The organism is Sphingobacterium sp. NGMCC 1.201703 (assembly GCF_047784615.1).
In the GTDB taxonomy this organism is placed as follows: domain Bacteria; phylum Bacteroidota; class Bacteroidia; order Sphingobacteriales; family Sphingobacteriaceae; genus Sphingobacterium.
Genome location: NZ_JBLOHD010000007.1, coordinates 338870 through 362563, shown reverse-complemented (window position 1 = coordinate 362563; position 23694 = coordinate 338870). Strand labels below are relative to the sequence as shown.

General features: G+C 40.0%; 20 protein-coding genes and 2 tRNA genes. 13 read left to right on the top strand and 9 right to left on the bottom strand.

What is annotated here, in order from left to right:
* Positions 1-11: 11 nt before the first annotated feature.
* Positions 12-1013 (top strand): YihY/virulence factor BrkB family protein, encoded by a 1002-nt coding sequence (locus ACK8HY_RS17005; protein ID WP_416134295.1) that lies wholly within the window; start codon positions 12-14, stop codon positions 1011-1013.
* Positions 1014-1018: 5 nt separating this feature from the next.
* Here ACK8HY_RS17005 and ACK8HY_RS17000 read toward each other — a convergent pair whose 3' ends face one another.
* Together ACK8HY_RS17000 and ACK8HY_RS16995 are read right to left on the bottom strand one after the other, a co-directional pair.
* Entirely contained in the window at positions 1019-1705 is a 687-nt protein-coding gene (locus ACK8HY_RS17000) for an outer membrane beta-barrel protein (RefSeq protein ID WP_416134294.1), read from the bottom strand.
* A 68-nt stretch (positions 1706-1773) separates the two neighbouring features.
* Entirely contained in the window at positions 1774-2385 is a 612-nt protein-coding gene (locus ACK8HY_RS16995) for a WbqC family protein (RefSeq protein ID WP_416134293.1), read from the bottom strand.
* A gap of 88 nt (positions 2386-2473) precedes the next feature.
* On the opposite strand from ACK8HY_RS16995, the gene ACK8HY_RS16990 reads away from it, so the two are divergent.
* The 7 genes from ACK8HY_RS16990 (at position 2474) to rplI (ending at position 8664) form a co-directional block, all read left to right on the top strand.
* A complete protein-coding gene (locus ACK8HY_RS16990) occupies positions 2474-3340 on the top strand; it encodes a lysophospholipid acyltransferase family protein (RefSeq protein WP_416134292.1) in 867 nt (288 codons plus the stop codon).
* A complete protein-coding gene (locus ACK8HY_RS16985; RefSeq protein WP_416134291.1) occupies positions 3337-4368 on the top strand; it encodes a glycosyltransferase family 2 protein in 1032 nt (343 codons plus the stop codon). Before ACK8HY_RS16990 ends, ACK8HY_RS16985 begins: the two co-directional genes overlap by 4 nt.
* A 120-nt stretch (positions 4369-4488) precedes the next feature.
* Entirely contained in the window at positions 4489-6513 is a 2025-nt protein-coding gene (gene ligA / locus ACK8HY_RS16980) for an NAD-dependent DNA ligase LigA (RefSeq protein ID WP_416134290.1), read from the top strand.
* Between the two features lie 37 nt (positions 6514-6550).
* On the top strand, positions 6551-7429 hold the full coding sequence (dapA, locus tag ACK8HY_RS16975) for a 4-hydroxy-tetrahydrodipicolinate synthase (RefSeq protein WP_077437453.1): 879 nt from the start codon (positions 6551-6553) through the stop codon (positions 7427-7429).
* A 144-nt stretch (positions 7430-7573) separates the two neighbouring features.
* Positions 7574-7942, top strand: a complete 369-nt coding sequence (rpsF, locus tag ACK8HY_RS16970; protein WP_077437454.1) for a 30S ribosomal protein S6 — start codon at positions 7574-7576, stop codon at positions 7940-7942.
* The gene (gene rpsR, locus ACK8HY_RS16965) at positions 7942-8205 is read left to right on the top strand and encodes a 30S ribosomal protein S18 (protein WP_028071347.1); all 264 of its coding nucleotides are present in this window, start codon (positions 7942-7944) and stop codon (positions 8203-8205) included. The genes rpsF and rpsR overlap by 1 nt, the downstream gene beginning before the upstream one ends.
* Positions 8206-8220: 15 nt before the next feature.
* On the top strand, positions 8221-8664 hold the full coding sequence (gene rplI / locus ACK8HY_RS16960) for a 50S ribosomal protein L9 (RefSeq protein WP_077437455.1): 444 nt from the start codon (positions 8221-8223) through the stop codon (positions 8662-8664).
* 470 nt (positions 8665-9134) lie between these two features.
* Here rplI and trxA read toward each other — a convergent pair whose 3' ends face one another.
* Both trxA and dnaE read right to left on the bottom strand, forming a co-directional pair.
* Positions 9135-9455: a thioredoxin gene (gene trxA, locus ACK8HY_RS16955; protein WP_046671752.1), complete on the bottom strand. Its 321-nt coding sequence runs from the start codon at positions 9453-9455 to the stop codon at positions 9135-9137.
* Between the two features lie 124 nt (positions 9456-9579).
* The gene (dnaE, locus tag ACK8HY_RS16950; protein ID WP_416134289.1) at positions 9580-13998 is read right to left on the bottom strand and encodes a DNA polymerase III subunit alpha; all 4419 of its coding nucleotides are present in this window, start codon (positions 13996-13998) and stop codon (positions 9580-9582) included.
* Between the two features lie 188 nt (positions 13999-14186).
* On the opposite strand from dnaE, the gene ACK8HY_RS16945 reads away from it, so the two are divergent.
* On the top strand, positions 14187-14969 hold the full coding sequence (locus ACK8HY_RS16945; protein WP_416134288.1) for a Cof-type HAD-IIB family hydrolase: 783 nt from the start codon (positions 14187-14189) through the stop codon (positions 14967-14969).
* Here ACK8HY_RS16945 and ACK8HY_RS16940 read toward each other — a convergent pair.
* Positions 14966-15559 (bottom strand): hypothetical protein, encoded by a 594-nt coding sequence (locus ACK8HY_RS16940; RefSeq protein ID WP_077437458.1) that lies wholly within the window; start codon positions 15557-15559, stop codon positions 14966-14968. The two genes, ACK8HY_RS16945 and ACK8HY_RS16940, sit on opposite strands and share 4 nt — an antisense overlap.
* A gap of 45 nt (positions 15560-15604) precedes the next feature.
* Between ACK8HY_RS16940 and ACK8HY_RS16935 the strand changes: the two genes are divergently transcribed.
* Complete coding sequence (locus ACK8HY_RS16935) at positions 15605-16504, top strand: pirin family protein (RefSeq protein ID WP_416134287.1); 900 nt, start codon at positions 15605-15607, stop codon at positions 16502-16504.
* A 168-nt stretch (positions 16505-16672) separates the two neighbouring features.
* On the opposite strand, the gene ACK8HY_RS16930 is transcribed toward ACK8HY_RS16935, so the two are convergent.
* Positions 16673-17272: a DUF502 domain-containing protein gene (locus tag ACK8HY_RS16930; protein ID WP_077437460.1), complete on the bottom strand. Its 600-nt coding sequence runs from the start codon at positions 17270-17272 to the stop codon at positions 16673-16675.
* A gap of 48 nt (positions 17273-17320) precedes the next feature.
* Positions 17321-19762, bottom strand: a complete 2442-nt coding sequence (locus ACK8HY_RS16925; RefSeq protein WP_416134286.1) for a bifunctional UDP-N-acetylmuramoyl-tripeptide:D-alanyl-D-alanine ligase/alanine racemase — start codon at positions 19760-19762, stop codon at positions 17321-17323.
* Positions 19763-19837: 75 nt separating this feature from the next.
* Here ACK8HY_RS16925 and ACK8HY_RS16920 point away from each other — a divergent pair, with 75 nt between their 5' ends.
* From ACK8HY_RS16920 to ACK8HY_RS16910, 3 genes are all read left to right on the top strand, one after another.
* Positions 19838-20326: a regulatory protein RecX gene (locus ACK8HY_RS16920; RefSeq protein ID WP_416134285.1), complete on the top strand. Its 489-nt coding sequence runs from the start codon at positions 19838-19840 to the stop codon at positions 20324-20326.
* A gap of 112 nt (positions 20327-20438) precedes the next feature.
* A tRNA-Gly gene (locus ACK8HY_RS16915) sits at positions 20439-20511 on the top strand.
* Positions 20512-20516: 5 nt separating this feature from the next.
* Positions 20517-20601, top strand: a tRNA-Leu gene (locus ACK8HY_RS16910).
* A 179-nt stretch (positions 20602-20780) separates the two neighbouring features.
* Here the strand turns inward: ACK8HY_RS16910 and ACK8HY_RS16905 are convergent.
* Together ACK8HY_RS16905 and ACK8HY_RS16900 are read right to left on the bottom strand one after the other, a co-directional pair.
* Positions 20781-21302, bottom strand: a complete 522-nt coding sequence (locus ACK8HY_RS16905) for an OmpA family protein (protein ID WP_077437748.1) — start codon at positions 21300-21302, stop codon at positions 20781-20783.
* A gap of 96 nt (positions 21303-21398) precedes the next feature.
* Entirely contained in the window at positions 21399-23582 is a 2184-nt protein-coding gene (locus ACK8HY_RS16900) for a glucoamylase family protein (protein ID WP_416134284.1), read from the bottom strand.
* Positions 23583-23694: the final 112 nt, after the last annotated feature.

The following is a 23694-nucleotide window of genomic DNA, read 5'->3' as shown; positions in this document are numbered from 1 at the left end:
ATAATCTGATTATGAAGCACGTTACACTAAGGGATTTATTTACATTCGAATACTGGAGAAATATTGGGCAGGTCATGGTGGACGCCTTTAACGGGTTTAATGATGACAAATGCATGAAAAAAAGTGCTTCATTAGCCTATTATACAATCTTCTCGATCGGTCCGTTGCTGATGATTGTCATCTGGTGCATCGGTTTCTTTTATGGTGAACATCTCCAAAGCGGTTCTTCTGCGCAAGATGAAGTACTGGATGAAGTGATGGTTCTTTTTGGCCAAGATGTGACCATGCAGATTCAATCTTATCTCCAAAAAATTACTTTTGAGAACAAATCCAATATAGGCATTACAGTGGGTATTATTACCCTGGTTGTTTCCTCCACCACGTTGTTTGTTGATATTCAGGATTCCATAAATAATATCTGGAAAGTAAAACCCAAACCCAAGAAGGGTTGGCTCAAATTGATTATCAATCGACTGATTTCGTTCTCCATCGTTATCGCTTTAGGCTTCCTGTTAATTGCATCATTGATGATCAATGGCGTTATCGTCGCGGTGACCAATCTGGTTATGACTTATTTCCCCATTATTCCAATTGCATTGATTTCCTGGGTGAATACGGGGATCACGTTTTCTGTCATTGTTATTCTTTTCGGATTTATCTTTTCGTTTCTACCCGATGCTAAAGTAAAGTTCCGTGATATGCTCGGTGGAGCGATCTTCACCGGTCTACTGTTTATGTTAGGCAGGTACGGTATTTCACTTTACCTCAACCTCTCTTCGACCGCCAGTTTTTATGGTGCAGCAGGATCTATCATTATTATGTTATTGTGGATTTACTACTCCGCCGCAATACTTTATTTTGGGGCAGAGTTCACTAAGTTCTATGCCATCAAATTTGGTGCAGGTATTGTTCCATCTGCTTTTGCCGTTGCTGTTGAACAAACTGAAAAAGTTAAGAAAATGGGTTCCGACGCAGAAGCTCATATCGGGGATACCATCCGGGTATTAAAATAATCAGATTATTTTTTTTCTTTTTTCCCGCTAATCGATCCATCTATCCCGATCACATCGATGACTTTATCACCAATTTGCGTGATATCTGATTTCAGACCGACCATTATTGTAAAAATATTGACCGGAGTATCCTGTATCTTACTGAAATTATGCAGATAACCTAGCTCAAGCCCAAGGAAAAATCCGTTGAATTTATAATCCGCTCCGGCTCCTAGTTTACTGGACAGGTTAAAACGATTTATACTTTCCATCTTGACCAGTTTCTGATCGGCCATCACATTCGCACGAGGCTCACTGGTCAGCCCTATTCCAGGCCCTATAAAACCATAAACATTCAAACGTCGCATCTGCTTTCGTACCCCGCCCGAAAAAGCCAGCGTATAAAAGTTTGTATTAGCATCCTCAATACGGTAAGCAAAATCAGGGTCAGGTAAGCGCTGTTTATATTTGAATGACAGGGTATACAAGGTGGGCGACACAAAAAACATGGAGTTTTTAAGCGAAATATCCAGCCCAATACTGCCTGAAAATTTTGGAGAAAGGATATCTTTGGTTTTGCCTATGGGAAATCCCATTCCGGTTGTTCCCCAATAATAAACTTTCCGATAATGTATCGTATCCACACCCCCTTGGGCATAGCTAGCAATACTAAAAAATGGAAGGAGAATGGAAACAAGAAAAAGTCTTTTCATTTAAAAGCGTTTAATATTGAATATAAAAACAATATTAAACGCAGAATGTTCAAGGTAACTAAAATAATTTAGAGATAGCTTTTGGACTGTGGTCCCTGATTAAACAGCAGATCGATAATACTTAGATCCGGATAAAACCCATTTTTGTCCGAGAACACCTGATAATATTCTTTTGGGGCTATCAATATACTCTCTTTTTTCGGGTGTATGATTTCCCGGTAGTCTATCGCATCCGAATTATTGGCCACATATTCTTCGGTAAAAGAAACTGTTCTTTTTAGCTTAATTGATTTTAGTATCAGCTCCAGCTGTGCGACGTTGAAATCTAACAGATAATCGAACTTTTCCTGATAAAAACGACTAAAATCATCTTCATAAAATTCAAAATACGCAGAACTTCTATAGGCTGTCTGAATACTTAGCCAATGCAAACGTTGCCAGTCAAATTCATAACTTATCCGGATATCTTTCATCGGTACGCGGTCCTTGTTTCCATGTTGGATAGGAACAATTAAGTCCTGTACCCCATTGGCAGAGGCAATTCGTGCCCGTGTACGATAGCTCTGTTTCTGAAAATGTTCATATTTTTCAATAACAAGAGGAAGATTATTCTCCTGAATGGTATGAAAATAAGAGATCGGCGGAAGATAACATGCTGGAAGTAATAACTGCGATTCCATAAAAACTGATGATTTTTGTTATAAGTGACGCAAAAATAACTTAAATTAAGGATATTTGTAAAATACAACTGGGAATTTTAGCTATAGCATGAGACAAAAAGCGTTAAACGCATTAATCTATATCATCTCTCTTCTCCCCTATTGGTTTCTATATTTGATTTCCGATGGGCTTTATTATATCCTTTATTATATTATAGGATATAGAAAGAATATTGTATTTCAAAATTTAGAGAATGCTTTTCCCGAAAAAACGGAGGCTGAAAGACTGGTAATCGCAAAAAAATTCTACCGCTTTTTTCCGGATTTACTGGTGGAATCCATTAAGCTAAAAACGATTTCGGCCCAAGAAGTCAAACGGAAAATGACGCTGGACAATGAAGAGGAACTCACACGCCACCTTGCTGCAGGAAAAAATGTGATTGGAGTAACCTCACATTATGCCAACTGGGAACTCGGGATACACCGTTTGAGCTTGATCACTGATTTCCCAACGTTAATTGTATACAAGCCATTAAACAACAAGGATATTGATACGGTATACAATACTATGCGTGGTCGCTTTGGAGCGGAAATGATTCCAATGAAACAAATTCTCAGGCATATTGTAAAATTAAGAGGGCAGCCCAGTGTCAGCATGCTGGTCGCGGATCAGACCCCATTATATTCGGATTCGGACTATTTTATCAATTGGTTGAATCAGGAAACATTGGTTTATACCGGAGCTGAGCGGCTTTCAAGAATAAGTAAAGCCCCTGTTGTATTTTGTTATATCGGACGGAAAGCAAAAAGAGGACAATACTTCTGTAAGTTTTCCACCCTAGTGGAAGACCCTTCCGAATTTGCTGAACATGAAATAACCGATTTGCACAATCGTTTTGCGGAGCAAATGATTCGTGAAAATCCCGAATATTGGCTTTGGTCACATAATCGCTGGAAAAGGAAACGTAGAAAATGAGTAAATTACCAAAAGTAGCTGTTGTCATCCTGAATTGGAATGGTCGTTTCTTCTTAGAGAAATTCTTACCTTCCGTCTACAACAGTTCTTATCCAAATATCGAGTTCGTCATCGGTGACAATGCATCGGATGACGATTCTATCCTGTTTGTCAAGCAGTACTATCCTACCATTACCATCCTTGAAAACGACAAGAATTATGGTTTTGCAGGTGGTTATAATAAAGTGCTGGAACGCGTAGATGCGGATTATTATGTCCTGTTAAATTCAGATGTAGAAGTTAGCCAAAACTGGATAGAGCCTGTGATTGCTTATATGGAAAGAAATCCCGGCATTGCAGCTGCACAACCCAAAATCTTATCCTACCATAACAAAGGGCAATTTGAGCATGCCGGCGCTGCCGGAGGCTATCTGGACTATTTCGGTTTCCCTTTTTGCAGAGGAAGGATTTTGCATGAGGTCGAGGAAGACCAGGGGCAGTACAATCAAGAATCCGAAATTTTTTGGGCGTCAGGAGCGGCGCTTTTTATCCGACAAAAAGCCTGGAGAGAGGCCAATGGCCTAGATGAAGATTTTTTTGCTCATATGGAGGAAATTGATTTATGCTGGCGATTGAAAAAGATGGGCTATGCTATAGGCTACTGTCCTACATCTGTGGTTTATCATGTAGGCGGTGGCACGTTAAACACGAGCAACCCGAAGAAGACCTACCTGAATTTCAGGAATAATCTGGTCATGTTGCAAAAGAACTTACCTTTGGGTAAAGCAATTTGGATAATTTCATTACGTTTTTGGTTTGATCTGGCTGCATTGCTGAAATTTCTAATAGATCGCAAACCAAAAGATGCCTGGGCGGTCAGCCGCGCGCATCAGTATTTCTTCCTAAATATTTTTAAAAATGCTAGAAAACGAAAGAAATACACGGCGACAGAAAATCAGGCAGGACAGTATAGCAAGGCTATTGTTATTGATTTTTACACGAATAATAAACATAAATTTTCCCAATTGAATCCGAAAGATTTCAAATAAGGCATTTGAAGTCTTGATTCGCAAAATGCACAAAAACGCATTTTAAAAATAAGACAGTCTTTACAACAAGATTCTTTATTTATTTTATTTAAACGTACTTTTTATTTGTAATTTTGCAACATGTTGGCAATGGATATTGAAAAAAAGATAAAAGACTTAACGGCAGAACTTAATCATTACAACTACCAATACTATGTATTGGCGAATAGTCTTATTTCAGATTACGACTTTGATCTCAAATTAAAGGAGCTCGAAGCACTGGAACGTCAATATCCAGAATATGCTGACCCAAACTCACCGACCCAACGTGTTGGAGGAGACATCACCTCTAAATTTAAAACCGAAAAACATCGTTGGCCCATGCTTTCACTGGGCAATACGTACAGCCAGGAAGAGCTCTTTGATTTTGATCAGCGCATCCGCAAGATTATTGGCGATCAGTTTGAGTATGTCTGTGAATTAAAATTTGATGGTCTTTCCATTAGCCTCACGTATGAAAACGGCCTGTTGAGCAAAGCCGTCACCCGTGGTGATGGAACTCAAGGTGATGTAGTGACAAGCAATGTCAAAACCATTCGCTCCATTCCCATCAGGCTCAAAGCCGGCGACTACCCCGAGCAGTTTGAAATTCGGGGGGAGATATTTATGCACAAATCCGCTTTTCTTCGCCTGAATAAAGAACGGGAAGAGAACGAGGAGCAGACTTATGCTAATCCGCGTAATTTTGCTTCGGGAACAATAAAACTTCAAGATTCAGCAGAAGTTGCAAAAAGGCCATTGGACTGTTTTCTTTACTTTTTGTACTGTGATAATAGGACTAATTTATTTCACGATCACTGGAATAGTTTGGAGCATGTGAAAAGCTGGGGATTCCCTGTCTGCGAACATACACGAAAATGCAGTTCACTGGCAGATGTCTTCGAATTCATCGGCTATTGGGATACCGAAAGACATAAGCTCGGATATGAAATCGATGGTATCGTGATCAAAGTAAATGATTATGCACAGCAGGAAGATCTGGGTTTCACAGCCAAGAACCCTCGGTGGGCAATATCTTATAAATTCAAAGCTGAACGTGTTGAAACAACACTCAATAGCATTAGCTACCAAGTGGGCCGTACAGGTGCGGTCACTCCTGTAGCAAACCTTCAACCTGTACTATTGGCGGGCACCACGGTCAAACGTGCCTCACTGCATAATGCCAATGAAATTGCGCGATTGGATTTACATCAAGGTGATACCGTCTATGTAGAAAAAGGCGGCGAGATCATTCCAAAAATCATTGCTGTAAATCTTGAAAAAAGATTAGCAGATACGACAGCTTTTGTCTACCCGGAAAGTTGTCCGGAATGTGGCACAGCATTAATTAGACAGGAAGGCGAAGCCGTTCACTATTGCCCTAATGAAACCGGATGTCCGCCACAGATCGTCGGAAAAATGCAACATTTTATTGGCCGTAAAATGATGGACATCGAGGGGATGGGCGATGAAACCGTGGAAACCTTTTTCAAAAAAGGACTACTACATACTATAGTTGATATCTATGGTCTAAAGAACCATCAGGAAGACTTACAGCAATTGGAACGTTTTGGCCAGAAGTCTATCGATAACATGCTTGCCGGCATTGAAAAATCAAAAGAAAAACCTTTTGAGAAAGTGTTATTCTCTCTGGGGATACGTCATGTCGGCGAAACAATCGCTAAAAAACTGGCACAGCATTTTAAGAATATTGACGCTCTTGCCCAGGCGTCGACAGAAGAAATCGAGGCCGTACCGGATATCGGACACCGTATTGCTGTGAGTGTTAAAGAATACCTGGACAATCCCATTCACCAACAACAGATCATTAGTCTCAGGAATTATGGTTTAAATCTGGAAATTGAGGAAAGAGAGATTATTCTGGCCAGCGAAAATCTCAGCGGAAAAACGTTTTTGATTTCAGGAGTATTTGCAGATTATTCCAGAGAGCAGCTTGCAGAACTAATCGAGAGCAACGGTGGAAAGATGCTCTCTTCCATTTCTGCAAAACTGAACTACTTGGTTGCAGGCGATAAAATGGGGCCTTCTAAACTAGCTAAGGCAGAGAAACTGGGCATCCCCATGATTAATGAAAAAGATCTATTAGACCTTATTCATTCCAAATAGGATTTTTTAATTAAATTTATATAAATACAAAAACAAGATGAACGAGCTTCACGGCGCAGGAGTAGCATTGGTCACTCCTTTTAACTCAGATGAATCTGTTGATTTCGAGGCATTAGGCCAACTTATTGACTTGCAAATTAACGAGGGTATGGATTATTTGGTTTCTTTGGGTACAACTGGAGAAGTTGCCACATTGACTAAAGAAGAACGAAAGCGTATCTGGGATTTCACTGTCAAGCGCGTGAACGGTAGACTCCCTTTGGTCGCTGGCATCGGTGGCAATAATACCGCTGAGATTGTAGAACAGATCAAAGCTTTCGACCCAACGGGTTTCTGTGCCATTTTATCCGTATCGCCTTATTATAACAAACCGACACAGGAAGGAATTTATCAACATTATAAAGCGATTGCACAAGTATCCCCTTTACCTATTATACTGTATAATGTACCGGGTCGTACTGGCAGCAACATGACCGCACAAACAACATTACGTCTGGCCAATGATTTCGCGAATATCGTAGCCATCAAAGAGGCCTCCGGCAATTTTGCCCAGTTCAGCGAAATCTTACGTGATAAGCCAGCTGATTTTCTATTGATCTCCGGTGATGATCCAGTGACCCTACCCATGATGGCACTCGGTGCTGCAGGTATTATTTCTGTAGTTGGAAATGCCTATCCGCAACGCGTTGCTACATTGGCAAAATTATGTACCGAAGGCAAGTATACCGAAGCGCGGGCAATACATAACGATCTACTTCAGATAACTGACCTTTGTTTTGTGGAAGGAAATCCTGCCGGTGTCAAATACATTCTTAAAAAATTAGGTATCGGTAACGATATTTTACGTCTTCCATTGGTCGGCATCAGTGAAAAAACACAGTTAGCTATAGCTGAAGAAATGCACAAATTGAACTAGACGATCAATATATCTGCTATAAAAAAGTTTAGATCTCGTTTGGGTCTAAACTTTTTTATTTTAAGGCATTGCAATATAATAATATAATACCTACCTTTGCACTTCCACAAATGTGGAAATTTAAATAACAAAATTAATTAACAAATGCAACAGTACGAATCTGTAATCGTTCTTACCCCGTTGCTTTCTGAAGATGCTGCGAAAGAAGTAATCGCAAAATTCAAAAACATCTTAGCAGAAGGCGGAGCCGAGATTGTCGCTGAAGACAATTGGGGTTTGAAAAAATTAGCGTATCCAATCCAGAAAAAAACTACTGGATTTTATCACTTAACTGAATTCAAGGCTCCAGGTGAATTAATTAACAAATTAGAGGTTGAATACAAACGTGATGAGCGCATTATGCGTTTCTTGACTGTAAGCTTAGACAAACATGCTAGAGCTTACAACGAGAAAAAACGTAGCGGTGCATTCAACAAAAAAGCTGAAACTAAAACTGAGGAGGGCGCAAACTAATGGCTAACGAAAATATCCAATACGTAACTGCTCCTAAAGTAGAGGACAACCGTAAAAAATACTGTCGTTTCAAAAAGAATGGTATCAAATATATCGATTATAAAGATGCTAACTTCTTAATGAAATTTGTAAATGACCAAGGTAAAATCTTACCTCGTCGTTTAACTGGTACATCTTTGAAATTTCAACGTAAAGTAGCTCAAGCTGTTAAACGTGCTCGTCACATCGGTTTGTTACCTTACTTAGCTGATGCAATTAAATAAGGAGGACGATAGAAAATGGAAGTAATTTTAAAACAAGATATCAAAGGCTTAGGTGAGCAAAACGATATCGTTAATGTAAAACCAGGTTTCGGTCGTAACTACTTAATCCCTCAAGGATTTGCTATCCAAGCGACTGAGTCTGCAAAAAAAGTTTTAGCTGAGAACATCAAACAAGCTCAGTTCAAACAAGAGAAAATCAAAAAAGATGCTACCGAATTAGCTGGTAAATTGGAAGCTGTAAAACTTTCAATCGGCGCTAAAGCAGGTGAGTCTGGTAAAATCTTCGGTAAAGTAAATAGCATCCAAATTGCTGATGCATTGAAAGCAAAAGGTTTTGACGTAGATCGTCGTCGTATTACATTCGAGGTTGAGCCTAAAGAATTAGGTGAATACATCGCTAACTTAAACTTACACAAAGAAGTTAAAGTTCAAGTTCCTTTCGAAGTAATCGCTGAGTAATTAAAATTATTTAGCACGATATACAAAAGCGGCTATCCAAATGGATAGCCGCTTTTTTTATATCTTATCTTACCTCCAAAAATAAAAAACTCGCGCTGCTGAGAACAACGCGAGGCATAATCTAGGGTATTTGAAAGGGAAAAATCTTATTATATATCAAATTATTAACAGAAAATCATAAATAAAACATATAAAATTCAAAAAACAATGATTTTATTTCGTTTTCATACCCAAAATAAGTAAAAAATATCCGATTATCAAAATAAAATCGATAAATTTTTATAAAAAGTATAAAAAACATAAAATAAACCAAAAAAATCAACACAAAAACACCAAAATACCTTAAACAAACTTAAATCAACATAAAATACAAAGTAAACAACAGCAATAAATGACAAAAAACAAGAATAAAAACAAAAAAAAGACCTGAAATAAGAATATTCCAGGTCTTTTATAAAAAAAACAATTAATTAAGCCAATTGTTTCTCTAATTTCTCATTCAAAACTGACTTTGGAACTGCTCCGATTTGTTTATCAACAATTTCTCCATTTTTGAAGAACAATAACGCGGGGATATTACGGATTCCGTAACGAACTGAAATCTCTGGATTTTCATCTACGTTTACTTTCCCTACCACAGCCTTACCTTCGTAATCTTTAGCTAATTCTTCAACAACAGGACCAACCATACGACAAGGACCACACCATTCTGCCCAAAAATCAATTAATACGGGTTTGTCCGCTTTCAAAACAACTTCTTCAAAGTTGCTATCTGTAATTTCTAATGCCATAATCTTTTAATTTTATAAACCGAAGTTATATTTATGATACTACTTAATTGCTAAAATCAATAAACAAAGATAGTAACAACTGTCAATGTATTTGTAATCTTAATTACACAAAATCTAATCCAAATTAGTTCAATCGATAATTAATACCCTCAAACTTATCTATACAATCCAAAAACTCATTTGTAAGGTTTATTTTCAGACTTTTAGCTGGCATTTCGACAGATATTTCATCCTGAGGGTCCCAGATTTTAAATTTCAATTGACAATTTGGCACTACCCCTTCAATTTCATTCTGCGCCAATATATCTTTAATCCCATCCAGAAATTCCTCATTCAGCTTGGGCAAAGGGATATTAATTGTAAAACTCTTTGCCATCTTCTCACGGAGCTCGGAAAGCAATTGTACGCTTCTCAACTCAAAGCCCCAATTTCCGACCTGTCTAAAACGTTCCTGAACCAATCCACGTAATTGAACAAAATACCCCTCCTGTAAATAACCTTTCAACTTCACATATTCTTCACCAAATACAGCCATGTCGTAAGAATCGCTGTAATCTTCGATAATAAAAGACGCAAATGGTTTTCCATTTTTAGTCAGGCGATGACTGGCCGACGCTATAATTCCTCCAATGACCAGTTCTTTGTTTTTGATACGGTTAAATTCAAGCAATGTTTCTTCATCTACCTCAGCAGCCTTTACTTTATTAATCAGGGACAGATCAGACACCGGATTATGGCAAAAATGCTCGATCTCAAATCGATAGGTATCCAAAGGATGACTTGTCAGGTATATACCGATAACATCTTTTTCGTATTTAAGCTTCTCGATCAGTCCCCACTGCGCACAAGGTGCCAGGACAGGCTCTGGCAGTTCAGCAGCTTCACCGGCACCAAATAAACTGGCCTGAGCAGAGTTTTCATTCTCTTTATAGCGCTGTCCAAATCGGATCGCCTTCTCCATCCCCGTAGAATTATCCTCGGAATGGAAATACTGCGCGCGATGCGTATTTTCAAAACTATCAAACCCTCCGGCATAGGCTAAACTTTCAAAAGCTTTTTTATTGACAGCGCGTAAGTCTATCCGCTTCGCCATATCAAAAACAGATTTATACAATCCCGATTGCCTTGTTTGAACAATAGCATCCACCGCACCAGCACCGACTCCCTTGACGGCACCAATACCGAAGCGGATCGCTCCGCGTTCATTGACCGTAAATTTGTAGTAAGATTCATTTACATCTGGCCCCAGTACCTCCAAGCCCATGCGTTTACATTCCTCCATAAAGAATGTCACTTGCTTAATGTCATTCATATTATTGGAAAGTACCGCAGCCATATATTCGGCCGGAAAATGTGCTTTTAAATAAGCCGTCTGATAAGCCACCCATGCATAACAGGTGGAGTGCGATTTATTGAATGCATAACTGGCAAAAGCCTCCCAGTCAGTCCAGATTTTCTCCAGCACTTTAGCATTATGACCTCGCTCTTCTGCCTGCGCTATAAACTTAGGCTTCATTTTATCAAGCACGGCTTTCTGCTTCTTACCCATTGCTTTACGCAAAACATCGGCATCACCTTTGGAAAAACCCGCCAGTTTTTGCGATAAAAGCATTACCTGCTCTTGATATACTGTAATCCCATACGTTTCCTTTAAATATTCCTCACAGGCGTCCAAGTCATAGACAATAGGATCAATCCCATGTTTACGTTTGATGAAACTTGGAATATACTCTATTGGTCCGGGACGGTATAAGGCGTTCATCGCAATTAAATCGGCGAATACAGTTGGCTTTAGGTCCCGCATATATTTTTGCATCCCAGGAGATTCATACTGGAATACACCGATAGTCTCACCGCGCTGGAAGAGCTCGTAGGTCAGAACATCGTCTATTGGAAATTTATCGGGATCTAAAATTATACCATGACTTAACTTAACATTCTCAACAGTATCCTTGATAAGCGTCAGGGTTTTCAATCCTAAAAAGTCCATTTTCAATAGACCGGCACTTTCAACAACGTGGTTATCAAACTGCGTCACATACAGATCGGAATCCTTTGCCAAAGACACCGGGACGAAATTGGTAATATCATCCGGGGTGATTATCACACCACAGGCATGAATCCCTGTATTGCGGACAGAACCTTCCAATACGCGCGCCTGACGAATCGTTTCGGCCTCGAGACCAGCACCATCAGCGATTGACTTTAGACGATTGACAGCCTCTATCTCTTCTGCTCGCAACTTCTCCTTTAAGCCCGCATCATCCAATGTAAAGATTTTGGACAGCTTCAGGTTGGGGATCAACTTGGCAATTTCATTGGCATCTCCCAAAGGCAGATCCAGCACTCGGGCTGTATCTTTAATGGAAGACTTGGCAGCCATTGTACCATAAGTAATGATCTGAGCCACCTGACTGGCACCATATTTATCGATTACATACTGCATGACCCGACCACGCCCTTCATCATCAAAGTCAATATCAATATCGGGCATGGAGACACGATCGGGGTTTAGAAAACGCTCAAATAGCAAATCGTATTTGATGGGATCAATATTCGTAATACCAAGGCAATACGCAACAGCAGATCCTGCTGCAGATCCCCGCCCAGGCCCGACCGAGACCCCCATATCACGTGCAGCAGCAATAAAATCCTGTACAATCAAAAAATATCCAGGATATCCCGTTTTTTCTATCGTTGCCAATTCAAAGTCCAGCCTTTCACGAATATCAGGCGTTATCTCTTCGTAACGTTTCTCAGCACCAACATAACACAAGTGGGCAAGATATTTATTTTCCCCTCTTTTTCCGCCATCTTCATTGTCCTCGGCAACCTGAAATTCCTCTGGTATATCAAATTTAGGTAACAAAACGTCCCGGTTCAATTTGAAGATCTCTACCTTATCCACGATCTCCTGTATATTAATAATCGCTTCGGGTAAATCTTGGAACAGCGCCTTCATTTCATCAGAAGATTTAAAATAATACTCCTGATTCGGCAATCCGAACCGAAAGCCCCTTCCCCTACCTTTAGGCGTCGAAAGCTTCTCACCATCCTTTACACATAAAAGGATATCATGCGCATGGGCATCCCCTTTTTTCTCATAATAGGTGTTATTGGTGGCAACAACTTTAACATCGTATTTCCGGGCAAACTTCAATAAAGTTTGATTTACCCGGTCCTCATCTTCCTGTCCATGCCGCATTAACTCCAGATAGAAATCTTGTCCAAAATGCTCTTTCCACCATTGCAAAGCTTCCTCCGCCTGATTTTCACCGATATTCAGCACCTTGCTAGGTATCTCACCCTGAAGATTTCCTGAAAGCACAATCACATCTTCCTTATACTGTAGAATAAGGTTTTTATCTATACGAGGGACGTAATAGAAACCTGCTGTATATGCAAAAGAAGCCAGCTTGGCTAAATTATGATAACCCCGTTTATTTTTAGCCAGAAAAACAACCTGGTACCCATTATCTTTTCTGGTCTTATCTTTATGATCCACACAAACAAAGAATTCACAGCCCACAATAGGCTTTAGAATTTGACCTGTAGGCTCCTGTCCATTGGCCATAGCTTCAGCATTTTGCGCCTCCACTTCCTTATTATGCCCTATAACCCTCGAAACGAATTCAAATGCCCCCATCATATTACCATGATCGGTAAGCGCAACAGCGGGCATATTGTCTTTTACTGCTGCCGAGACCAACCTGTCATATGACATTGTTGACTGTAGAATAGAAAATTGCGAATGGTTATGTAAGTGGGCAAATTTTGCTTCCTTAAACGCTGATAACGTATTTGCATCTACGACAACTCGAACGTCATCCGGTTCAGCCCGTTTTCTGATCTCTTCAGAAGCCGCCTTTAGATTAATATGTTTAAGTCCGGCAGTAGGGACGGGACCCGGATTATTCGTTTTGAAATCAACGAAATAGCCAGTGTCAACCTGTAGTTCCTCCGCTGTAAAGACTTCTCTTCTGACCAACTCCAGAAAACAGCGTGTTGTCGCCTCAACGTCGGCAGTCGCATTATGGGCCTCCGCAAATGGAACCCCAAATAAGTAGGAGTGCAATTCAGTCAGATTGGGCAACTTATATCGACCACCACGACCGCCGGGAATTTTCAATAGTTCTGCCGTCACCTCGGTACAGGTATCCAAAACTGGCATGCTGGCCATTTTAGACTCCACACCATAACGATAAAATTCACAGCCCATAATATTGAGGTCGAAACCAATGTTCTGTCCGACCACAAACTTTGCCCGGTTTAATGCAGTATTAAATTTCTCCAAAGCAACTTGTAAGGGTACACCCTGCTCCTCCGCCAATGCAGTGGATATGCCATGTATTTTTTCAGAATCATAAGGTATATCAAATCCATCAGGCTTGATCAAAAAATCCTGATGTTCGACCAAATTTCCCATCTCATCATGAATCTGCCAGGCCAGCTGTATACAACGTGGCCAATTATCCGTATCTGTAATTGGCGCGTCCCAACGCTTAGGCAAACCCGTCGTCTCCGTATCGAAAATAATATACATAAATCTCTAAACCCCTTTAATACAATAGATTAAATGTAAACATATTTACATTTATTTGAACTTGAAATTTACGAAATTCTTAGAGAAGATTATGTCAGATTTTTGCGAAAAATAATAGCAGCTATTTAATATTGTACTAACCACACTATCCCAGTTATTTGTTATATTTGAATCTGACTCCAATTTCTATGATTAAAGCGATTTTTTTTGATATAGACGGAACACTATTAAGTTTCAAAACGCATCAGGTCCCCGACTCCACACAACAAGCATTTCGATTACTAAAAGAAAAAAATATAAAAGTCTTCGTTTCAACCGGCCGTTCCTTCAATCAATTGGGACATATCCGCTATCTTGATTTTGACGGTTTTATAACATTTAATGGTGGCTATTGTGTTACCAAAGACGAACAGGTTATTTATAAAAATAACATCGTCGAAAAGGACATTCGCTCATTACTTGATTATGCAAAACAGCATCCCGAGCTTACTTTTTCGTTTATGTCCGAAAAAGAAATCTCCTTAAATCAGGTCACACCCGAGGTATTAAAAATGTATCAACAGGTGAATGTAAAAACGCCTCCTATACGTGATTACGAAGATAACTTCGATCTAGAATCGGTCATGCAGATCAATGTTTTTATCAATCCGGAAGAAGAAGCTGCCTTTATGGAAAACATTATGCCCAATTCCATCGCGTCCCGGTGGACGCCTATTTTTGCCGATATTAACCCGATGGGCCAGAGCAAAAAAGTAGGTATCGATGTTTTTTTAGAACATTATGGCATCGAACTTTCAGAAACCATGTCATTCGGTGATGGCGGCAATGATATTACCATGCTCGCCCATACACAGATTGGTATTGCCATGGGAAATGCGAATCCCGAGGTAAAAGAAATCGCCAATTATATCACCGACGATGTAGATAATAATGGTATATGGAATGCCTTAAAACATTTTGGTATTCTCTAGAAGTGAATACTGAGTGTCGCACGACAGGTATTGCTATTGCTATTCAATAGCAAACTATGCCGTTCCGGGAAAAGATATTCCAATCGGCCCTGAAAATCCGCTATTAAAGTATGCTTAAATTGGCCATCCAGATAATGATTCATGCGGTGGCTCACTTCAAATAACATGATTTTGGACGATCCCGAGAGCCGGATTCGGATTGGATGTGAAGACATGCTATTATATCCGTTTGCAACTGCATTTTGTATCATCGGAAAAAGTAGAAGTGCTGGTACCGTCACATCATTTTCCGGCTGAAAACGATTTTCCCATTTCAGGGAGAAACCCGCGGGCATCAATCTCTTGACAATTTCGAAATATTGGTTCAACAGGTCTAGCTCGACTTTCATTGCATGGCAGGTTCCCGGCTCCAGTAGCAACAACTTTTTCTGAAATAGTCGATATTCCGGTACAGCCTCTTGGCCTAACATCATTTCCATAAGAAAATGATCTATCTGACTGTTGCCAAATGACAATCTATCGGACAGAGCCAACGCCGCCTCGTTTCTTACAGACTTTTTACGTAGAATGCGATCAATTATACTTGACATTTCTTAAATTGCTCTAGATTAGACACACAAAAATAAGGAAACATTATGTCAAATATCGCAATAGTTATTGAAGAAAGAGCCGCAGATATAGGCAATTTCCTGGTAGGAAGGCTCCTTCCTTTCAGACAAAAAAGGATGGTCGGTCCGTTTATATTTATTGACCATATGGGACCTGAAAAGATCTCCGATCCTCAGTTCATGGATATTGCACCCCATCCGCACATTGGATTGTCAACATTGACCTACCTCTTTGAAGGAAGTATCATGCACCGCGATAGTCTCGGAAATGAAGTCGAAATAAAACCAGGAGCGGTAAACTGGATGACTGCCGGAAAAGGTGTAACCCATTCCGAACGAACTCCAGACTATCTAAGATCTACCCCTCATCAACTACATGGCCTACAGATTTGGGTCGCATTACCAAAGCATCTGGAACAGATGGAACCAAATTTTGTTCATATTGAAGAGCCTCAGCTTCCCCATTGGACGGAAGACGGTGTCAACTACCGTCTGATCGCAGGGCAGATTAGCAATCATCGTTCAGAAGTTCCCGTATACAGCCCTTTGTATCTTATTGAAATTAAAGCTGACAAAGACAGCACCATTAAATTGGGTGAACACCTCTACGGAGAAAGCGGTCTATATATCCTTCATGGTTCGGTATATGCCGAAGGTCAGGAATTTGGGCCGAAACAAATCCTCGTTGCAAAAGATGCCAAGTTATGTGAATTCGAAATCAAAGCTGGCACCTCGGTATACATCTTTGGCGGAGAGCCTTTCCCCGAACAACGTTATATCGACTGGAATTTTGTGGCTTCAGACATAGAGACGCTCAAAATCGCCAGGACTAAATGGGAACAACATGAATTCCCTAAAGTTCCCGGAGATGATGGTTACATCCCAATTCCTCCCGTAAACCCGACTTTAGGGCAAAAGAAAGCTTAAAACAGCATAAACCTTGGTTGAATGATATAAAAATAGGGTAGCTAAAAATCAGCTACCCTATTTTTTATTTTGCTCCTATCCCCGCCAATGTTTTTCAATTATTCAATTTTCAATGGAGGATACGATTTATTTTCTGTAAAGACTCCTGGCTCCTTACGATCTGTTCCATTAATGTTCTATCCCACTAACACCACCGGAAACAACAAGTTTCATGGCATCGGTTGGCGACATATCCAATTTACGAACCTTGTCCGCACTAATGATAACAACCTGTCCCGCAAAAGAATAAGAGTAAGGAAAATAAACCATCACCTCGTCCTCCAGCCCAATCTTCTTTAGATCATGCTGTGTCAGAAATCCTATTTTTTTCAACCCGTATTCATTTACGGTCACCAACACAGGTTCATTGAATTTTTTAGCATCACCTACGAATGCTTCCGTAAAATCTTTGATCGAAGTATATAAGGTGTTCAGAAGCGGTATTCTTTTGATCTGGTGATTGATCCACACTTTAATCGGATCAGTCACAAAATTGGTAAATATGACCCCTGCAAGAACAAGGATCAGAATCACGGTTAAGATACCAATTCCGGGAATATATAATGGATGACCTTTTTCATCCTCCAAAAAATGTTCAGTCAGATTAAGCGCAGAGTCTATCGATGCAAAAATCCACACAATTAGAAAAACTGCACCAGCCAAAGGTACAACGACGAGGATACCCCGAATGAGATAATTAATAAATCCCCTGAATAATTTGCCAAACATGAATTAGAAAATCAAATGTATTTATACAAAAATGCAGAATATCCTTTATTATTCATAAAAATATACTCTTTTTACCCGCTGTGAAATACTCGTTAACAGTTCGTAAGGAATCGTTCCGATAGATTTGGCAGCGCGCTTAATATCAGGATAAACAATCACTTCGTCTTCTTCTGCTACTTCGATATCTGTCACGTCAAGCATACACATGTCCATACAGATATCCCCCACAGTTGGTACAAGACAACCATTAATCATCATTTTACCCACACCATTTCCAAAACGTCTGTCATAACCGTCTGCATAGCCAATTTTTATTGTCGCAATTTTGCTGTCCCGATGTAATATGCCGTGCCGATTATAGCCTACCGTTTCTCCCGCAGGCAAGTATTTTATTTGCGTCACATTGGTCTTTAAGCTGCTGACCTCCCTAAGCGGAAGATCATGTCGTTCGATATCGATACCATATAAACCGATCCCCAGTCGAACCATGTCAAAATAGGCCTGCGGCCATAGTTCGATTCCTGAAGTTGCAGCAATATGCCGTAAGAATGAATAGCCAAGGCCTTCTTCAAGACGTTTGGTAAATTGATCCAAAAGATCTATCTGCTGTTGGGTAAAAGCGTTATCCTCTTTATTTCCCGCGGAGGCCAAATGGGAAAATGCGGACTTGACTTGCAGTATCGAGTCGGCCTTTAAAGCTGCGATCAGCTTATCTACTTCGTCAGGCATAAATCCCAAACGATGCATTCCCGTGTCTACTTTGATATGAACCGGAAAAGATGAAATTCCCCGCCCTTTAAGATAATTCAGAAATGAAGCCAGTACTCTGAAGCTATAAATTTCAGGTTCAAGATGATGCTGAACGATCGATTCAAACGTATTTTCATCTGGACTCATCACAACGATAGGCAATGTTATTCCTGCTCCCCGCAGATCGACCCCTTCGTCGGCAAATGCAACAGTCAGGTAATCTACCCTATTGAACTGTAAAAGATTCGCGATCTCAAAACTACCACTGCCATAAGAAAATGCTTTGACCATCGACATCAATTTCACCTGTTTTGGCAACAGCTGGCGATAGACATTCAGATTATTTTCCATGGCATTCAGGTTGATCTCGAGCACCGTATCATGTGATTTGGCAACCAACAAGCTACTGATTCGTTCAAAGTGGAATTCTCGCCCCCCTTTTAATAAAATAGTTGAATCCTCAAATCGAATAGCCTTGATATCTTCCAAAAATGCCGTTGTGCTCGGGTAAGATACCGACGGAACATCAAATTGACCGGCCACCTGAGGTAGAATCTCCCCGATCAGGATCAGTTTGTCCAAACGGTATTCAGAAAGTAAGCGCTTCAATTTTGACAAACTTTTCTCGTCCGTTATATTCACTCCCGGTATATCGGACAAGATCAAGATTTTTCGGGGATGCTGCCCCTGTTGATTTAAAAATTCAAGCGCGATCTGCAAAGCATCCAAATCGTTGCTGTAAGAATCATCAATAATCGAACTATTTTTTTTCCCTTTTTTCAGCTCAAGCCGCATGGCAACAGGCTGCAGTTCTTTTATTCTCGATGCAATCACCTCTTTTTCATAGCCAAAACGCAACATAACCGCAACGCAGTTGATGGCATTTTCCACATTCCCTTTATCCACAAAAGGCACTTCAATAGCAAATGTCCGCCCGGCATAAAAAAGTGTCGCTACGGTATACTTATCGTCGACCTGCTTGAGCGAATAAACCTCTAATGAAAGTCCTTCATCAAATCCCCATGAAAACTTTCGGGGTCTATAAGGCAATTGAATATCTTCCAGATAACGGTTCGGAAAAATCATTGTTTCAACGTCCTTAAATAGGTTTATTTTTTCATAGACCTTTTCATTCTTCGATTCAAAACCAGCTTTGTGAGCCACCCCTATATTCGTTAGCAGGCCTATTGTTGGTTTTATCATATTTTCCAGCTTTACCATTTCGCCTTTCTCCGAAATGCCAGCTTCGATAATCGCCAAATTATACTGATCTGATAAGCCCCATAATGAAAGTGCTACGCCTAATTGTGAGTTGTAGCTTTTGGGGCTACGGTAGATCTTATATTCAGGAGACATCAGCTGATATAGCCATTCTTTGACGATGGTCTTTCCATTGCTACCGGTGATCCCTATCACCGGAAAATTAAACTTCTGCCGATGAAAAGCTGCCAATAACTGCATAGCCTGGAGGCTATCCGATACCCAGATCAAATTTGCGTCCGGAAATACCAGTTCCTGTTCTTCATCCATCTGAAGCACAAAATTTCTTACGCCCTTATCATAAGCCTCTTTGATATAATGATGGCCATCCCTGCTCTTCTGGAGCGCAAAAAACACACCATTATCTGCCTGAACGATCTTCCGGCTATCGTAGAATAAGTGCTGAACTAAAGAATTGGGATCGGTGATAAATGTGCGATTAGGGTGTAAAATCTGGACGATTTCCGATATTTTATACATTCTCCTGATATTTTGATTGGATCAAAACTGAACATTTTTTTAGTTATTTCATATTATTTTTGAAATTTTGACAATATGTTCGAGGAAGATAAAAAAAACAGGAAGATCCTAACACCGCGTCAGGCTCAGCTAAAGGCCGAAAGCTATTGTGCCTACCAGGAACGATCCCAGCAGGAAGTACGGGACAAACTTTACGGTTGGGGACTCCATGAGGCCGATGTCGAAAATATTATCGCAAATTTAATAGCAGAAAACTTCTTAAATGAGGAACGTTTTGCGATAGCCTATTGTCAGGGCAAGCTCCGAATGAAAGGATGGGGTAAAATCAAAATCAAGCAGGCTTTAAAAGGGAAACGAGTTTCTGAACCATTGATAAAAATTGCATTCAGGCAAATCGACCCCGATGAATATGAGACGATATTGGAAAATATAATTGACAAAAAAATTCGGGAAATCAACGGTAAGGATTCATTCATCGTAAGGAACAAAGTCTATCAATTTGCCTTGTCCAGGGGATTTGAAAGCGATTTAATTTTTTCTATACTGAATTCAAAGGAGTTATAAAAAACAACAAAATAAAGTAAACAAATATTTTGCAATATTAAATTTTCGCTCTATATTTGCATCACCAAAAAGGAACACGAGGTTCTTTTTAAAGTTGAAATAAAAATTCCATGCGAAAATAGCTCAGTTGGTAGAGCACAACCTTGCCAAGGTTGGGGTCGCGAGTTCGAATCTCGTTTTTCGCTCACCTGCCTAGGTGGTGGAACTGGTAGACACGCAGGACTTAAAATCCTGTTCCCGTTAAGGGAGTGCGGGTTCGATTCCCGCCCTAGGTACAAGAAAGCTCATCTCACGATGGGCTTTTCTTGTTTCATGACAACAGATAAAGCAAGCTCCCATACAGCAAACTCAAAAGTATAAGCTGTAACATTCCGACGCGATAGCTATACAATAAAAAAAGCGATACATTCTACGAACATATCGCTTTTCACCTCAGGAAAAAGCCCTGATAATATTATTTTTTATCCAAAATGGTTACTTCCACCCTTCTGTTTTTCTGACGTCCTTCTGGGGTTTTATTATCGCCCACAGGATTTGACTGACCAAAACCCTTAGCGGTAATACGAGATTCCTTTACCCCCGAATCTACTAGAAACTTCTTTACAGATGCAGCACGTTTATCTGAAAGCCATTGATTATATTCGACTGTACCGGTCGCATCCGTATAACCATCAACTTTAATTTTATTGGTATTCTCATTCAAAATTACGGCCAGCTTACTTACTTCAGCTTTTGCTTTTTCAGACAGATAGGAAGAATTTGTCGGGAACAATAGATCGGATGAAATACTGAATTTAATCCCCTCTTCTGTCCTTTTCGCATCATTAAAATCTTTTTTCACATTTTTCAGACCATCATCAGTCCCATCTTTTGTGACAACAGCGCCAGGATTAACTACAATAGCCTGTTGTTTACAAGAAAATAATGATAAACTTGCGCACAACGCGAGTAGTCCCAAATTAATTTTTCTAAGCATCGTTTTTAACGTATTTATTGTCGATTTAAGCATGGTAAATATAAGGAAAAAACTCCAAAAAGGAGCTTCTTTTCCTTATACAGCATCGTAACAAATCTATTTCTTCAAATAAACGCTATCCAATGTCTTTTTAATCTCAGGAATCCTTTCGTACAACTTCCAGATCATTCCCGAATTGGCATTTTCGAGCATTACGGCAATTGTCGCCTGATTCCTTGCTCGGTAGTTTTCAGAAACATCATTGTTTTTCAGGTCGATCCATGCCCTGAATCCATACTGCGTAAATAGCACATCGGCATATTCTTCGTAAAATTTGCGCAAGGCCTTTAGGCCGACCTCCCTTTCAAATGGATAAGAAGCAATTGAAATGGCCGGATTGACAAGATATCCCTGACCAAAATTGTCTATATGTTCAACACCCCAAATATCCGTAAACCTCGTCCCGATATTCAATTCATTGTCCCTTCGCTTATAGGCTAGTATATAATCCGACAGATACTTTTTATAATCCACAAAATTATCCACTTTTCCTCTAGGATCCATGATTAAGAACGGCCGATAAACTGACATCAGTGATTCTGTCAGATTGCCTCCGGCGATATTCTTCGCGAAGATCACCTTATCATCCGAATAAATAGAGGCAGGTGTATCCCAGCCACTACCGATCAGAGGGTTGTTACTTATAGATCGCGCGATCGAATCATTTAATTTCGTTTTTATTTCGGTAGCCAAAGGACTCAACTCATCTCCAAAATCCATTACATCTGCATGTTTGGTTGCGAATCCATTCATATAGGCTGACGCCGCTAAAGGATGTGTAGGAGAAGACATCGCCAGCAGATAAGTACTTAGGCTCTCGTTAAACCCGCCCAATGGACGCGATCTTGCCGTACTATCGATAGGTGACCATTTGTTCCAGAGGATATCTGCATTATTTCGGTCTGTAAAATAGCTCCAATTGATTCTTTCCCACAAGCTTGTAATGGATTTTCGCAAGGACTGCTCCTGCGGATCATCCTTATCAAAATATTCACGGGCAATTAGCAACGATTCCATCAAATGTGAAGTTCCTCTAACATCGTAGGTTGGTACAGAATCCCGATAATAGGGCACACCCAGTCTTCCATCATAAAAAGCAGTAAAAATACCCTGATGATTCTGCGCCGCTCCCAGGAATTTCACCATCCGTGTCATCCGCGACAATAAGGCCTGTCTGGATATGAGTTGATTTTCAGCGGCAACAAGTAGCCCCAAAATGGCGTAGCCTGTTTCATTGGTTGAAACGATAGCCTGTCTATTTCCGCGGTCAGGAAGATACATACCACTATTTACGTCGTAATTATCAATAAAATAATTGACGTGCGCATTCCGAATAAAACTCAGCATCTCAGCATCCGTCCCTTTTTTTGTCTGTATTTCTTTTACTTCCGAAAATGGCGACTCTACATAGTTGAAGTCCACCCATGCTATTTTATAATAATAATGCTTATTATACTCATTCACCCGGTCGAGACACTTCTGCACATAGACCGGCAAAATTGCAATTGGCTGAAAATTCAGTTTATCCTCTGATCTATAAATTTTCACATAGCGGATGCTTGGAGTTAACGGCAGTTGCCATACCAGTTCAACCTGTTTATCTACCGAACCTATTTTAGATAAAATCGCTGCTGACGACAGTTTTACTTTTGGGTAATTTTTTGGCAGAAACTCTATTTGATCTATAAAAAGCTGATGTGTAGTTGTGCTTGTTCCATTTTGTTCCAACAGTAACGAGGATACGGCTTTACCAATGGTAATTCCTTCAAATTTCGACACCGGGATAGAAACATTAAGCCAGGTATCATAGGCAAAATCTTCAATATAATGCGCAATATCCAAGGCAGTGCTTCGCACATCGTTTTGTTGCAGGGCAACTTTAGGCAACTGTCCTTTTTCGGTATTACTTTGGACAAACAGTTTAAAGGTTAAATGATCATCCTTCGCGATCATATACTGAAATTTTTGCTTATCACATAATATACCAGCCTCCCATGTGCCATTTGGGGAAGAAACGTAACGTAGGGAAAGCGAATTTCCAGGCGTAAAAAACAAGCTGTCCGAAACTGGAAGACTATGATTCACATTCTGGATCCAGGACTCCCCATTGTAATGCGCCATGCTTCGCGCATAACTTCCATTGATTATACTATTGTCAAAGAGCACCTCGGGATAGCTTTCTGATTTGGCGAGTATGGGTAAAATCAATAGAAAAAGAAAGTATAAGTATTTTTTCAGCATAAGTCAACATTTTTTCACAGGCTAACAATCAAAAACTAAGCCACGCCAATGATTATAACGCAAATGTAACAAAGGATTTCCAATGATATTCTACGCGCAAATTTTAATTTCG

Excerpts from the sequence above, each read along its gene's own strand:
- ACK8HY_RS17005 (WP_416134295.1), top strand. The coding sequence starts at position 12 with ATGAAGCACGTTACACTAAGGGATTTATTTACATTCGAATACTGGAGA.
- ACK8HY_RS17000 (WP_416134294.1), bottom strand. The coding sequence starts at position 1,705 with ATGAAAAGACTTTTTCTTGTTTCCATTCTCCTTCCATTTTTTAGTATT.
- ACK8HY_RS16995 (WP_416134293.1), bottom strand. The coding sequence starts at position 2,385 with ATGGAATCGCAGTTATTACTTCCAGCATGTTATCTTCCGCCGATCTCT.
- ACK8HY_RS16990 (WP_416134292.1), top strand. The coding sequence starts at position 2,474 with ATGAGACAAAAAGCGTTAAACGCATTAATCTATATCATCTCTCTTCTC.
- ACK8HY_RS16985 (WP_416134291.1), top strand. The coding sequence starts at position 3,337 with ATGAGTAAATTACCAAAAGTAGCTGTTGTCATCCTGAATTGGAATGGT.
- ligA (WP_416134290.1), top strand. The coding sequence starts at position 4,489 with ATGTTGGCAATGGATATTGAAAAAAAGATAAAAGACTTAACGGCAGAA.
- dapA (WP_077437453.1), top strand. The coding sequence starts at position 6,551 with ATGAACGAGCTTCACGGCGCAGGAGTAGCATTGGTCACTCCTTTTAAC.
- rpsF (WP_077437454.1), top strand. The coding sequence starts at position 7,574 with ATGCAACAGTACGAATCTGTAATCGTTCTTACCCCGTTGCTTTCTGAA.
- rpsR (WP_028071347.1), top strand. The coding sequence starts at position 7,942 with ATGGCTAACGAAAATATCCAATACGTAACTGCTCCTAAAGTAGAGGAC.
- rplI (WP_077437455.1), top strand. The coding sequence starts at position 8,221 with ATGGAAGTAATTTTAAAACAAGATATCAAAGGCTTAGGTGAGCAAAAC.
- trxA (WP_046671752.1), bottom strand. The coding sequence starts at position 9,455 with ATGGCATTAGAAATTACAGATAGCAACTTTGAAGAAGTTGTTTTGAAA.
- dnaE (WP_416134289.1), bottom strand. The coding sequence starts at position 13,998 with ATGTATATTATTTTCGATACGGAGACGACGGGTTTGCCTAAGCGTTGG.
- ACK8HY_RS16945 (WP_416134288.1), top strand. The coding sequence starts at position 14,187 with ATGATTAAAGCGATTTTTTTTGATATAGACGGAACACTATTAAGTTTC.
- ACK8HY_RS16940 (WP_077437458.1), bottom strand. The coding sequence starts at position 15,559 with ATGTCAAGTATAATTGATCGCATTCTACGTAAAAAGTCTGTAAGAAAC.
- ACK8HY_RS16935 (WP_416134287.1), top strand. The coding sequence starts at position 15,605 with ATGTCAAATATCGCAATAGTTATTGAAGAAAGAGCCGCAGATATAGGC.
- ACK8HY_RS16930 (WP_077437460.1), bottom strand. The coding sequence starts at position 17,272 with ATGTTTGGCAAATTATTCAGGGGATTTATTAATTATCTCATTCGGGGT.
- ACK8HY_RS16925 (WP_416134286.1), bottom strand. The coding sequence starts at position 19,762 with ATGTATAAAATATCGGAAATCGTCCAGATTTTACACCCTAATCGCACA.
- ACK8HY_RS16920 (WP_416134285.1), top strand. The coding sequence starts at position 19,838 with ATGTTCGAGGAAGATAAAAAAAACAGGAAGATCCTAACACCGCGTCAG.
- ACK8HY_RS16905 (WP_077437748.1), bottom strand. The coding sequence starts at position 21,302 with ATGCTTAGAAAAATTAATTTGGGACTACTCGCGTTGTGCGCAAGTTTA.
- ACK8HY_RS16900 (WP_416134284.1), bottom strand. The coding sequence starts at position 23,582 with ATGCTGAAAAAATACTTATACTTTCTTTTTCTATTGATTTTACCCATA.